This window comes from Paenibacillus sp. MER 99-2, assembly GCF_023714095.1.
GTDB lineage: Bacteria > Bacillota > Bacilli > Paenibacillales > Paenibacillaceae > Paenibacillus.
In genome coordinates, this window is record NZ_JAMAUZ010000006.1 from 259,576 (window position 1) to 272,634 (window position 13,059).

Here is a 13,059-nt window from a genome sequence, read left to right on the forward strand (position 1 = left end):
AATGAAGAATTGGGCTGTCGTTAGAAGGTTAGATCCCCACATAGAAGAAGAGGTAACTCTTGAAATGAACGGAGTTGAATTTACAGGGTTTGCTAATATCTGTCCATATCCTATTGAAGTGGGGTGTGCTTACCCCGTATCCATTGGGATTACAATATTAGATGATGTCATTGTTCAGGAGCTGCACGAGCCTAAGAAAGAGTTAGAACGGATTGATTCAGGATTCGCCTATAACGTTCGAGGTGTGATCCAAGCAGATTCTTTGGATGCAGGGATCGTCTTAACCGATGAAGAGTTGTTCAGAGACTATGCTTATTTAATAGGTACATACGTTGAGATGAAAGTAGATCGCATTAGCGTTGAATTTCTGGCGGAGCGGGAAGATGCATAGGTTCCAGGTACTGTTATATTATGGATTAATTTAGGTTAATGTGGACTATGAAAATACTTCGATAGTCGCTATCTAATCTCGGGGTGCCTCATTATAATGAAAGTTCATTATACAAGGTTTAACGTACTCTTATGCTATTGAAATTGCGATGAGATGTTCGTATAACAACGAAAACCTATAATATGAGGTACGACATGACGACTATCAAAGTAAAACCAGGACAGCTGCTCGCCATATCAAAACAATTCGAAGAGGCTCATTATCAGGTTTCTCAAATGACTAACCGCTTGAAACAACGGATCGTTGAGATTGAGCAACTGTGGGATGGTAGTACGAAGGAAAACTTCTATGCCAATTTCATTTATGCGCAGCAGGCGATGGATAAATTTTTGGATGGATCCATAACGATTTCAAAAGAACTGGAAAGGCATGCTGAGAAATTCAAGAATGCTGACAATCAAACCTTAGAAACCTATGGCCCTCCTGAGTCAAATGATGCTAAAGCACCTGCTGATGATAAACGGAATGCCTTTCAGAAGTCTGCCGATAGTATAGTCGAGTTAGGACAAGCCTTTTTGCAATCAGCTGATGATCGATACCAGAAGCGTTATGATAGCGTTGGCGGTTTTTTGGATTATTGGACGTTCGGTATCCCAAGTGGTCTTGTTTCTGGATACGTGGATCGTGCAGAAAAAGCGTTTAACTCACCTAATGATGCAGCCAATTGGATTACATTCGGTATACATGGTACGATTCGTGAAGCCACGTTTCCAACGAATGCCTGGTCTAGTGAGCACTGGGCGAATATTTTTGGCGTAGGTGGATTGATGCTGGGCGGTGGGTATGCGTCTTCGATGATGAAGCCTCACAATCTATTTACAGGCGGTGGCCCCAAGATCAATCCGTCAACTCGTCCTGGTACAGGCAATATGACAGGTGGCTTTAACGGTTTTCAAGACCAACGCATGCGAGTCACCGAGAACATTGCCGAAAGTAAAAAGGCGAGAGAGTCTTCTAAATTCTCTGAGTTTGTGGAGAAGGAAAAGGAGATTGGGAAGGGCACCCCAAAAGCTGAAAATAATATCGCTATAGAAAACGCAAAAAAAATTACTCATTTTGATAACCCAGCAGACCCATTTAGAGATGCATTTGGTGCTGGTTTAAAATCGCATCCAGAAGAATGGCATAAACTAATCAAGGTTATGGAGGAAAATGGAGTTGAGGTGGTCTATCGAGAAGGTGCATTGGGGTATGGACCGTTGAGAAAAGGAGAACCGGGTCAGATTTTGATAGATCCTGAAGCATCCATGAGTTCTTTAAGACATGAGTATAGTCATTATGTGGAAGCTAAATCAAATGGTTTCCCATCAGCTGCTGAATCATATCAAAATTGGGAAGGGAGAATTGCAGATGAGCTCAAAGCATACACAATTGAAATTAAAGAAGCAAAAAGGTTAGGATTAGATAATATTGCAGAACAACTTCAAAAGAACTTTGAAGCGGAGAAGCAGTACATTCTAGATAGATACGGTCCTATAATCGAATAAAAATTGGAAAGGGAAGATTTACTATGGCTTCAATAGCTGAATTAGCAGAAGAGATTAAAACTGATAAGATAAAAAACGAAGATTTAATAGTATGTTTAGAAGCAAGAAATTTAAGGGTTGTTGCTATGGCAATGTTCAAGTTAATTGAAAGAAATTACTGTAATATTAGCATTGTAGATAGACTATCTGAACTTGGAGAACTTTTAACAGATAATAAATTTATTGGACCATGGCAATTCGGACATGTTGCTATAGCTACGCTATCTCTTCTAGAAAATGAGGATGCAAAAATTAAGTTTAACGAACTTTTTGAGAGACTGAGTGATAATGATAAATATTTAGTAGATAATTTTATCAAATCAGAATCTTATAAAATATAGAGCTAGGGCTTACCAGTAAATAAAAAAAATGAAGGAACACTACTTATATAAAATGCACCCCATAAAGTAGACATTGGCTAAACCTAGGGTTTTTCCAATGAAATTTTAGGAGGCATTTTGTTTTTTTTATTGCGATTAAAGGACAAAAGTTTAGGAATAATTTGGGAAATTAAAAAGAGGCTATGTGTCTGCCTATCCACAGACCCCATTGTTTCTTTGACAAGATCAAGGGTTTCGAATGAACCATAGAAAGGTGCTCCGCCCGATTCAAATACTCTGTACCCATTCTCGAATTTGTCGTAAAGGATCTGTTTAATAACAAAATAGCTTCCAGGTTGAGGTGAAGGTAATGTACTTGAGAGAAGCGGTATCTCGAAGCAATAATATTGATTGGAGTTTAGTAGGGACGGTAGTCTCACCAGAGAATGAGAGATTGGCATATGAGTTTTTTAGGAGAATGGCTTCATTTCTTCAAAAAGAAAATCTAGTACCTGTTTCACCTAAATTTGCTGATATTGCTCGTTTATTAGGTGGTGAAAAAGAGCTAGTAGATATTACAACGATTTATAGTCAAGAAACCATAGAATACATGAATAAGTTTTCTGGTATAGAATTGTTTTGTAATTTTTATCTGAAATTAGCTAGCTATATAGATGATCATCCGGAATACTCTGAGTATATTCATGTATATGAACCGTTGTTAAGAATACTAGAACGGAAAGGGGCATTTGTATTTAGAGTGAATGAACTAGAGATAATTGGGGTTGGTCATTTCCCTCTAGGAGGATGGTATGAGAGATTTTTGAATAAGCCATCGTACGATATAGAAAACTTATAAATCTAAAAATAGTTTTCGCTGATTGGTATGTTACTTACATAAACTCGAGCGTATTTACGTGATTAAAAAGTATGGTTCATGGAGTGATTTATATGAATAGCAAAAATGAACTCAATGATAAAGTTCGCCATATTAGGCAAAATGAATTATCCATACGAGAATTAATTGAATTTCTGGATTCAAAACAAATATATATCATCAGTAATACGATGATTAGAGTCGTAGAACTAAAAATAAAAAATATATTAGTGATTGAAAAGCTTCAATATTTAACTCAATATATGGGCGCACGCTATACATTTGCAGAGGGGATTGGAGTTGGACATTTTGCAATGGCAACATTATCAATCTTGAATACCTCTGATTCTTTTAAAGCATATCATGTAACCCTAGAGAATCTAAAAGAAGTAGATATACAAAGGATAGAAAAGGCAATTGTAATATTAAATGACTTGATAAGAGGTTAAAAATTTTAAAAGGAAAATGACCCATCCACATCCGTATGAGGAATTCATTATTTAATCGTACTGTAACTAACTAATAAAGCTGAACTAATACTTTGAACAGGTCGATTATTGTCAGAAAGAGCCGTAATTACCTGTTTTTTTATTGTTCTCAAATTCAATCGAAATTAGCAGACTTCTCAGAGAAAATATAAGAATGGTCTAGCGTGATGTGCTGGTTCTGAAATGAAGTAGCTTTTGATCTCAGTAAAAGAAAAAAACGAAAAACGCTACTGACATACTGTTGGCAATAGGGGGCTTATATAATCAAGCATATAACACAACCACCCATATACTAAGGAGGACATAACATTATGTCAGTAATCGGACCCGACTTCATTTCACTTCAAGTAAGCAATCTGGAAAGCTCTGCAGAATTCTATCAAAACTATTTAGGATTGGTTCGCTCACAGGCAGGTCCACCTCATGCTGTGGTCTTTGATACGAAGCCTATTGCATTTGCTCTTCGTGACTTACTCCCGGGAGTAGAGCTCAGCTCGGCTAGTCAGCCTGGACTTGGTGTTGCTCTGTGGCTTCAAGCCCCTGATGCGCAAGAAATCCACGACAAACTTGTTGCTGCAGGCGTAAAGATCACATCTTCACCAATCGATGGACCATTTGGGCGAACCTTTACATTTGCTGATCCAGACGGTTACTTAGTTACCCTTCACAGTAAAGCCTAAACCGTAATTAGGTCAGCTTAGTGAGGGTAATGTTAACTTCATTCAGTCGAGCAGGCTGAGTGGTTACCTTTTCAAGGCTGTTTAATAAAAGTGATATACTCCCCATATGGTATACAGGTGAAATAGTAGATCCTGTTACTATGAGGGGATTTTTTCTTATCAGTAAATTGTCCAGTAAAGTGTAACTTGAACTGATTGGAAACATTTCTTCCCATCCAATTGAGCATAAAATGAAGACGGAAAATCTTCTAATAATGTCTGTATGTTTATACTAAGAATATGTAAAGGATTTATATATATATGAAACTGTGAGAAGAGTTAAGGGGAGTATTGAGATCGTGGGAACGTAATCTATTTTATTGTTTAAACGTGAAGAGAGCATTCCAGCAATTGATATATTGATGCGTATTAATAAAATATGTAAAAAGGAGAAGCTTTACTTTGATTGTGATGAGAAAGCTTTTATTGGAGAGAAACTAATATACACAAGAATATATGTTAGTGACGTCCCATTTAGAGAGAACTATTCAAGAACCCTTTGTTTTAGCATCTATGATGAACCATACGAATCTCAGGTGGTTAGTTTTGAATGGGATGATACCAATCATGAATATTTTAAAGCGGTGGTATCTGATGACTTTTACGATAATGAAGATCTATTATTTCGATTTTTTCGCGCAATACTTAGGATCTATCCTAAATCCAAGTTATGGGTTGAGGACGAATGGTTTTACACTTTCGAAGACTTAGAGACTACGGATATGGATAATTACAATTGGTGCTACAAAGATCCAAGATATAATGGATAATTGGCTAAGTAGCTCAATAATTAACCCAATCAAAAATAATGAGATTGTAGAGATTAATGGGTATTTCAGTGTAGTTATAAAGGAGGTAGTTATTAATGAAATTAGAACAGATGAAACAGATTTCCCTTAGAGGTAGAGTTGCATATGGGATCTGTTGTTTTGAGAATGTGCTGATTACCTTAGAATATGATCTGAATGATTGGAGAAACGTTCTGAACTACCTATGGCAATTTACTAGTATTCCATATTTAGATGATTGGAATGAGCTTATCGTTGAACTAATACCGGAAAATCTAATGGAGTTCAATACATACGAAGAGCAGGAGTTTGAAAGACTGAGCCGTGACGAATTTGTTTCTCTATCTCAACTATATCAATCGACGGAGGAATCTATTGGTATCTTACTTCGAGATATTTATGAACTGGGCATCAGTCATGCGTATTCTGTCATCGAAGGACATGGAGAGCGGAGTTTAGTACTGGTAAATAGAATAGCTAATTACATGCTGCAACATAGATTCCCATTGCCAGATGTGGATTCCTTCCTGAAATACTCCATAAATGAAAATAGAGGTTGGGGCAACAGTTTTGATGGTACAGCCTTATCTAAAGTTAAAAAGTAGGGTGTCGGTAAACCTTGTTAATGACAACTCCCTCTAAAGATAGGGCCAATGAAGCACACATACAAAAAAAATGTTGTACAGAGTCGCTTAATTAAGCGGCTTTTTTTATGCTCATTCAGTTAGTTAGTCGTAGACTTAACAATTTTCTATATTAAAAATAAATACTAAATATGACCAAAGTTTCAAATCAACCCACTCAATCCTTGTTCGTATAAATGATTGCGCAAATGCGAAGAAAATATTGTCGGAAAACCTCAAAAAAAGACTGTATTATTGGATAAAATTGTCTTATAATCAGGAATAAAGTGACAAATATCACACTTGAAGTCATTTGAAATAGAACTTTTGGATTACTTTATAGTGTTTGTCACTATTTTCATAAGACCTAAGGAGGGGCCGCGGATGGGAGTAACGGAAAGTACTAAGCGATCTTTGTATACTGATGTTCAGCAAGGCAAGAAGGAAGGCCACATCTATATCACAGCAATTGATTTAGTTTTGAATCAGGATTATTTTTCAGATCCAACGTTACATTATTGGATTCAAGCAGATACGGTTCATCTTACTGAATCTCTTAGTTTGCCAGGGCGTAATCTTACGCTTAATGCCAGAGTGATTTTTTCAGATGGTGACTTGTCTATTAGCACATCCGGGGCACAAGTTCCTAAGGAAAATGACTACTCACAGGAACCTAAGGCCGGTACAGGCATACAAGCAATTAAAAGTGGCGACCGTGGTGGAGATGGCAAGGATGGTTTAAGTGGAGATGATGGAATGTCAGCTGGACATTTGGTGCTGGCTGCGGAAAGATTTGATCTAAAAGGGGAGCTCAGACTCTCAGCAAATGGTAGCAATGGTGGTCGGGGTCAGGACGGAGGAAACGGTGCGGATGGTCGGAAGGGAGAAGATGGAAGAGATGGGGAAACACATTTTTTCTATTCGAATGATCAAGCGACAAAAGGTAGCGATGGAGGCGACGGAGGTAATGGTGGTGATGCTGGGCGTTCCGGTAATGGGGGAGATGCTGGACATATTTTCGTCGGATATGTAGTTCCTAGTGGAGAGCATAGAATCGTTATACAAAATCAAGCAGGCCTAGGAGCAGATGCTACTTCACCCGGAAAAGCCGGACTGGGAACACCGGGGGGGATTGGTGGATTTCAGCTAGAAACGCGTGTGGTTGGGCCTAGGAATGTTGTTACTATGCGTAGTAGAACAAAAAGAGCAGATAATGGTAAGGATGGCAAAGATGGCGAGATTGGACGTAGTGCTATCGATCCTGTTGACGGAAAGCCTGCTCAATCTACAATGGTGCAAATTTCTTTCGAACAATTTTATGGATCCAAAACGCTCAGTTCAGAACTATACGACAGATTTAGTCCGGTTGTCTTGCAATCAGCTCTAAGTGCCTCGCTCGAACGTCAGACGTTAACATTACATAAAGCGGGACTAGCCTATCGGGCAGGAAGTATAGAAAAACTCGAAGAAGCTGCCCATCTATTGAACTGGCTACAACTGACAACACCAGATGAATCCTGGTTTGATCAATTACGGGCTCAGAGTTCCAGTTCTGAATTTCAAAATGAAATGTTAGATACTTCAATACAGTGGATAACACTTCGCAACAAGTCTATAGTCCTCATTTCACAGTTGGGGCAAGGACTAGATTTTTTTGGACATCCTTGGAACTGGGTGCCACTGATGCCGTTAGACAAGTATCAGGATTTAGGTAGCAATCTTATTAACGCGGCTCAACAAGCGGAGACACTATATCATAATTATATTAACGCCGCAAATGATCAGCAAGGTCGTTTAAGGGTGTTAAAAGATGCTATTTCGGTTCAAGTGAATCGAATTAACGATGCAGAAGAACAAAGACAAAAGTCCATTAAAGAGCGGGCACGCTTGGAATCGGAAGCGGACAAGTTATACAAGGATATTCTTTCAAAAGAGAAATCGCTCCAAAAAGTGGCAGAGGAGTTTGTAGAAGCTTTGCGTCAAAAGCTCGCTATGAAAACTCTGAAGGCAACCTTCGATCTAGTAGTGAATGGTGTAGCACTTGTCACAAATGTCACTCCTGCACTAACGGCGATTAAAACAGGTGGAGCTATAGCTTCAGCAGTTAGTAACTATTTGGATTCAGGCAAAACCATAGTTATTGACGATACATTCAAGAATAAAGAAACCGTGGAAAAAGAAAAAAAGAAAAAAGAAGCAGAACTATCTAAATCTATTAAAAGTGTGACTACAGTCGCTTCATCTAGTATTGCAATTATAAAAGATGGAATAGAAATTTATAATTTGTTAGACCAAATGAGTTCAGCACGCGATACCTATGGAAGTTCTACATCTATGCTCGCGATGACTCGTGAACAGTTCAAAGAAATGTTAAGCCCGGTCTATGATACCATGCCAAAGGATAAAGTGAATGGATATCGCAAGGCATTTACCCAGTATCTTGATGTTGTAGAAGAATACCAGAGTAGAAAACAAATGGTGATTACTAAAGATTTAGAAGAAGTGAAATTAATAGCTGAATTGGAGCAGCGTCGCGCAGATCAAGAACGAATCAAGCAAATGATGGGAGAAGATATTGATGCAGGCTTACCATTCTTCCATACGTATGTGTTTGATCTGTACAACAGTTTAAAGCTTGCTCTAACCGATTTTTTATACCAAGAATATCAAGCTTATCGTTATATCATCCTTAGTCAAGAGCTCTTCCCATTTGTTCGTGACAGTCATGTTGCTGAACTCAGTCGCATTCATGCTGAGATAACTATTAAATTGAAAGATGCACTAAACGCATCAGAGAATCCGATGCAGCCGTTCAAGAATGTCACGTTTATTTTTAACGAAGCGACTTTCCCTGAACAATTTGAAGCATTAAGAGAACATGGCACTGCATTCTTTCCATTAACACTAAATAACGATCTTATTCGGCAAAAAATTGCAGGTAAAGCTCATATGATGGTTAGTGACTGCCACATTCAATTGCCAGGCGCTCGTCATTCAGCAGGTAACATTCATATCGAATATTCGCATTCTGGACATTCAACGTTCTTGGATACGTACGGAGAACGATATGACTTTGTCCATAACAAAAGCCTTGGATTCTATGAGTATGAAGTAACTCCTCAACAAGGTGCAGTTGGAGATTTAGAGCCGAATGAGAGCATCCGTAATGAATCGGGTGGAGCTGTAGGTGACGGAATCAGTAGAATTATGCCCGGGTTATTATCTGTCTGGTCAATTGAGGTGCCAGTAACAGATCGAAGCGGATATAACCTTAATGAGGGTGTAGATCTAAGTCAGGTCAAAAAGATTGTTATGACTCTGCAAGGTAAGGCAGAGGCGTATGCTGCTAAGTCACCAGCTAATCAGAAACTTGCTGCATTTGCAGCCAAAGCATCTATTTCTGAGAAGTTTGCAGATCATGAGATGTTTGGGGTGCCAAGTGGTGAATCCGAAACGATTCAAGCAGATTCAATTGTTATTGAGCTTTAGATGACTAATTATTCTTAGCATCTTAGACTAAATATGTAATTTTCCGTAGGCATACTTGGGAATTCACTCTGAAGCATGAGCGAGTTTCCAAGTATATCGCTTATGCATAATTCTTATTCTTTTTTCCATTTATAAGATGTGTACAAAATTTAAGGTTATACCTCTAAGATAGGCAGGATGTAATGTGAAACAAAGATGGAAGGGGTTTATCCATGAGTGATCAATATGTTGGCGAGATTCGTATGTTTGCTGGAGAATATGCACCTGTAGGATGGGAATTTTGCAATGGTCAGACACTCCAAATCAACGGATATGAAGCACTATATTCTGTTATTGGAGTAATGTATGGAGGAAATGGAACAGATAATTTTAAACTGCCTGATTTAAGGGGGCGTCTACCACTTCATTACGGCACAAGCAAGGATCGTGAGGGAAAAAATATTTCAACCTATACTGTAGGACAAACGGGTGGAACAGAAACAGTTACCCTTACAGAAGCGCAGCTTCCTAAGCATACCCATCTTGTTAAAGCCCATACTGCCGCCGGAACCTCTACAACTCCTGCAAATAATATTTGGGCGACAAGCACAGCTAAACAGTACTCTAATCTTAATTCTAATGGAATTATGAATAATCAAGCAATTTCATCGGTTGGTGGAAGTAAAGAGCATTCCAATATGATGCCTTTTCTCCCGTTAACCTTTATTATCGCTATTCAAGGCATGTACCCTTCACAAGGTTGATTTTTCTTTTTAGGAGGACGAAAAGATGGCAGAACCATTTCTTGGAGAAATTCGTTTATTTGCATTCGCGTATGGAAACCCTCCAATAGGCTGGGCGGCCTGCAATGGTCAAATACTTCAAATTAAACAAAATAATGCGTTGTTTGCAATTTTGGGAAATCGTTTTGGTGGAGATGGAAAAACAACATTTGCGTTGCCCGATCTACAAGGTCGTGTTCCCTTAGGATCAACAAATCCTGCATCCGCATCCCCTTATGGTGGTGAGGAAACACACACACTAACGATAAACGAAATGCCACAGCATACACATTATGCTACTGGCGGTAATGATGCAGCGACTAACATTCCTGTAGATTCAATCTGGGGAAATAATACTAGTATAGCTTCCTATGAGAGTGTGTCTAATGCAGCCATGTCTAGTAACGCTTTGCATGAAGCAGGAGGAAGTACAGCACACTCCAACATGCAACCATATCTTGTACTTAATTATTGTATAGCTGTAGAGGGTATCTTTCCACAAATGAATCTCTAAAGGAGGGGACTAATATGGATCCGTATGTAGGTGAAATCCGTTTATATGCAGGAAAATATGCCCCATTAGATTGGGCGTTTTGTCACGGACAGATGCTAATGGTGACTGAAAATAGCTTGTTGTTTAGTGTTATTGGGAATAAGTATGGGGGGGACGGACAGTTAAATTTTCAGCTTCCTGATTTACGTGGACGCGTTCCTATGCATTGGGGCGAGGGTGCAGGCTTAACTCCTCAGGTACTAGGGAAGTCAGGCGGCCTAGATAAGGTTGCGTTATTAGAGACTCAAATGCCTAACCATACACATACAACAAGTGCCCAGTCCACGGGTAATACAGTAAACCCTCAGGGAGCAATTTGGGCAACAACTCCCAAGGATGGAAAGAAGCTTGGTCCAAGTGTTTATTCAAAAACCCCATCTGTATCTATGAATTTGTTAGCCATTGAAGCTACAGGGGGATCACAGCCTCATAACAACATACAGCCTTATACAGAACTTAATTTTATTATTGCACTCCAAGGAGTATATCCAGCAAAACAATAAAAGGTATAGAATATTTAAAATCTTCAATTCTTTCTTTGAAATCCAACATGAAAGGATCGGAAAGATGCAGAAACTCTATCGTAACAGCCAATTTAGCGGAATAATATTATTAGTCTTTGCTCTTACTTTTGGATCATTGTTATCAGGAACAATGCGTGTTTATGCAGCAAATGAAGGTGTAGTTACTAGCTTTAATGGTACTTTGGATGTTAATTCAATATTTGTTAGACCTCAGATGCCTGGTGATGTTTCGTATGACAATGATACGAATGGTTATGATCAAGCGTTATTAGAAAAAATATGGTATTTCCAGGAAGGAGAAAATAGCGCAACTTGTGGTGGAGGAAATTACATTAATTGCGGTATCTGGTTTGATACACCGATTTTTACGGGAACAGGTAACCCTTATATGACTACGGTTAGAGCTGAGGATCCCGCAGGACAGTCTTATGTTCGTAACTATTTTTATAGAGCTATAACTCCATCTAAGGCAGGAGTATATAGTATAACAGTTACTCCTCAAACAACGTTAGATGATACGGTACTATACTTATATAAAGGTAGCTTTGATCCAATCCATCCTTTACACAATCTATTAGTTAGTAATGATGATATTTCAGCAGTTAATGATAATTATTTATCTCATATAAAGGATGTATATTTGGATGTTGGTGTAACTTATTACATGGTTATGACCGGTTTTGGTAATGGAGACACAGGTAGTGTTTACTTTGATGTAAATGGTCCTGGTAGTGTTGGTATTAACGATCCAGATGTTCCAGCAGTTACAAGTGTTTCTGTGACTCCGACTACTGCAGAAGTTATGCAGGGAGGGAACCAACAGCTTTCCGCAAATGTAACTGTGATTGGCGGAGCCGCGCAAACGGTGAATTGGAGCAGCGACGATACAACTAACAAGGTCACAGTGGACGAGAACGGTCTAGTGAGTGTGGCGTTGGACGCTGAGCCGAAAGCGTACACGATCACCGCGACTTCGACAGAAGATGTGACAAAAAGCAACACCGCGACCATTACGGTAACCGCAGCACCAGTAACACCAGCAGTTACGAGCGTCACGGTAACACCAAGTAGCGCTGATGTAATGCAAGGCACCCAACGTCAGCTGACGGCCGATGTTGTCGTGGTGGGCGGAGCCGCGCAAACGGTGAATTGGAGCAGCAACGATACAACTAACAAGGTCACAGTTGATGAGAATGGTCTAGTGAGTGTGGCGTTGGACGCTGAGCCGAAAGCGTACACGATCACAGCGACTTCGACAGAAGATGTGACAAAAAGTAACAACGCGACCATTACGGTAACTGCAGCACCAGTAACGCCAGCAGTTACGAGCGTCACGGTAACACCAAGTAGCGCTGATGTAATGCAAGGCACCCAACGTCAGCTGACGGCCGATGTTGTCGTGGTGGGCGGAGCCGCGCAAACGGTGAATTGGAGCAGCGACGATACAACCAACAAGGTCACCGTGGATCAGAACGGTCTAGTGAGCGTCGAGTTGGATGCTGAACCTAAAGCATACACAATCACCGCGACTTCGACAGAAGATGAGACGAAGAGCAATACCGCGACGATTACGGTAACCGCAGCACCAGTAATCCCAGTAACGCCAGCAGTTACGAGTGTTACGGTAGCACCAAGTAGCGCCGAGGTAACGCAAGGTACACAGCGTCAGCTGACGGCGGATGTTGAAGTTGTGGGTGGAGCCGCGCAAACGGTGGATTGGAGCAGCGACGATACAACCAACAAGGTCACGGTGGATGAGAATGGTCTAGTGAGCGTGGCGTTGGACGCTGAGCCGAAAGTGTACACGATCACAGCGACTTCGACAGAAGATGAGACGAAGAGCAATACCGCGACGATTACGGTAACCGCAGCACCAGTAATCCCAGTAACGCCAGCAGTTACGAGTGTTACGGTAGCACCAAGTAGCGCCGAGGTAACGC

At 39.9% G+C, this 13,059-nt stretch carries 13 protein-coding genes; all 13 read left to right on the forward strand.

From position 1 onward, the window contains the following. Position 1: 1 nt before the first annotated feature. The gene (locus tag M3636_RS22570) at positions 2-391 is read left to right on the forward strand and encodes a hypothetical protein (RefSeq protein ID WP_251384098.1); all 390 of its coding nucleotides are present in this window, start codon (positions 2-4) and stop codon (positions 389-391) included. 194 nt (positions 392-585) lie between these two features. Beyond that, positions 586-1,938, forward strand: coding sequence for a WXG100 family type VII secretion target (locus M3636_RS22575; protein WP_251384099.1), 1,353 nt, complete (start codon positions 586-588; stop codon positions 1,936-1,938). Positions 1,939-1,961: 23 nt separating this feature from the next. Continuing rightward, a complete protein-coding gene (locus M3636_RS22580) occupies positions 1,962-2,318 on the forward strand; it encodes a hypothetical protein (RefSeq protein ID WP_128100429.1) in 357 nt (118 codons plus the stop codon). A 355-nt stretch (positions 2,319-2,673) separates the two neighbouring features. Continuing rightward, positions 2,674-3,156: a hypothetical protein gene (locus M3636_RS22585; RefSeq protein ID WP_251384100.1), complete on the forward strand. Its 483-nt coding sequence runs from the start codon at positions 2,674-2,676 to the stop codon at positions 3,154-3,156. A gap of 92 nt (positions 3,157-3,248) precedes the next feature. Then, the gene (locus tag M3636_RS22590) at positions 3,249-3,623 is read left to right on the forward strand and encodes a hypothetical protein (RefSeq protein ID WP_251384101.1); all 375 of its coding nucleotides are present in this window, start codon (positions 3,249-3,251) and stop codon (positions 3,621-3,623) included. A gap of 350 nt (positions 3,624-3,973) precedes the next feature. Then, on the forward strand, positions 3,974-4,342 hold the full coding sequence (locus M3636_RS22595) for a VOC family protein (RefSeq protein WP_251384102.1): 369 nt from the start codon (positions 3,974-3,976) through the stop codon (positions 4,340-4,342). A gap of 359 nt (positions 4,343-4,701) precedes the next feature. Continuing rightward, a complete protein-coding gene (locus tag M3636_RS22600) occupies positions 4,702-5,151 on the forward strand; it encodes a hypothetical protein (RefSeq protein ID WP_251384103.1) in 450 nt (149 codons plus the stop codon). A 95-nt stretch (positions 5,152-5,246) separates the two neighbouring features. Continuing rightward, positions 5,247-5,774, forward strand: a complete 528-nt coding sequence (locus M3636_RS22605; RefSeq protein WP_251384104.1) for a hypothetical protein — start codon at positions 5,247-5,249, stop codon at positions 5,772-5,774. 402 nt (positions 5,775-6,176) lie between these two features. Beyond that, positions 6,177-9,281, forward strand: coding sequence for a hypothetical protein (locus tag M3636_RS22610; protein WP_251384105.1), 3,105 nt, complete (start codon positions 6,177-6,179; stop codon positions 9,279-9,281). 212 nt (positions 9,282-9,493) lie between these two features. Next, positions 9,494-10,024 (forward strand): phage tail protein, encoded by a 531-nt coding sequence (locus tag M3636_RS22615; protein ID WP_251384106.1) that lies wholly within the window; start codon positions 9,494-9,496, stop codon positions 10,022-10,024. Between the two features lie 25 nt (positions 10,025-10,049). Then, on the forward strand, positions 10,050-10,556 hold the full coding sequence (locus M3636_RS22620; RefSeq protein WP_251384107.1) for a phage tail protein: 507 nt from the start codon (positions 10,050-10,052) through the stop codon (positions 10,554-10,556). A 14-nt stretch (positions 10,557-10,570) separates the two neighbouring features. Next, a complete protein-coding gene (locus tag M3636_RS22625) occupies positions 10,571-11,098 on the forward strand; it encodes a phage tail protein (protein WP_251384108.1) in 528 nt (175 codons plus the stop codon). A gap of 64 nt (positions 11,099-11,162) precedes the next feature. Continuing rightward, positions 11,163-13,059, forward strand: a 1,897-nt coding sequence (locus tag M3636_RS22630) for an Ig-like domain-containing protein (protein ID WP_251384109.1), incomplete at its 3' end; no start/stop codon positions are given.

What these genes read in the sequence shown, in the direction of transcription:
- M3636_RS22605 (WP_251384104.1), top strand. Translation starts at nt 5,247, where the DNA reads ATGAAATTAGAACAGATGAAACAGATTTCCCTTAGAGGTAGAGTTGCA.
- M3636_RS22595 (WP_251384102.1), top strand. Translation starts at nt 3,974, where the DNA reads ATGTCAGTAATCGGACCCGACTTCATTTCACTTCAAGTAAGCAATCTG.
- M3636_RS22575 (WP_251384099.1), top strand. Translation starts at nt 586, where the DNA reads ATGACGACTATCAAAGTAAAACCAGGACAGCTGCTCGCCATATCAAAA.
- M3636_RS22620 (WP_251384107.1), top strand. Translation starts at nt 10,050, where the DNA reads ATGGCAGAACCATTTCTTGGAGAAATTCGTTTATTTGCATTCGCGTAT.
- M3636_RS22615 (WP_251384106.1), top strand. Translation starts at nt 9,494, where the DNA reads ATGAGTGATCAATATGTTGGCGAGATTCGTATGTTTGCTGGAGAATAT.
- M3636_RS22625 (WP_251384108.1), top strand. Translation starts at nt 10,571, where the DNA reads ATGGATCCGTATGTAGGTGAAATCCGTTTATATGCAGGAAAATATGCC.
- M3636_RS22570 (WP_251384098.1), top strand. Translation starts at nt 2, where the DNA reads ATGAAGAATTGGGCTGTCGTTAGAAGGTTAGATCCCCACATAGAAGAA.
- M3636_RS22610 (WP_251384105.1), top strand. Translation starts at nt 6,177, where the DNA reads ATGGGAGTAACGGAAAGTACTAAGCGATCTTTGTATACTGATGTTCAG.
- M3636_RS22590 (WP_251384101.1), top strand. Translation starts at nt 3,249, where the DNA reads ATGAATAGCAAAAATGAACTCAATGATAAAGTTCGCCATATTAGGCAA.
- M3636_RS22580 (WP_128100429.1), top strand. Translation starts at nt 1,962, where the DNA reads ATGGCTTCAATAGCTGAATTAGCAGAAGAGATTAAAACTGATAAGATA.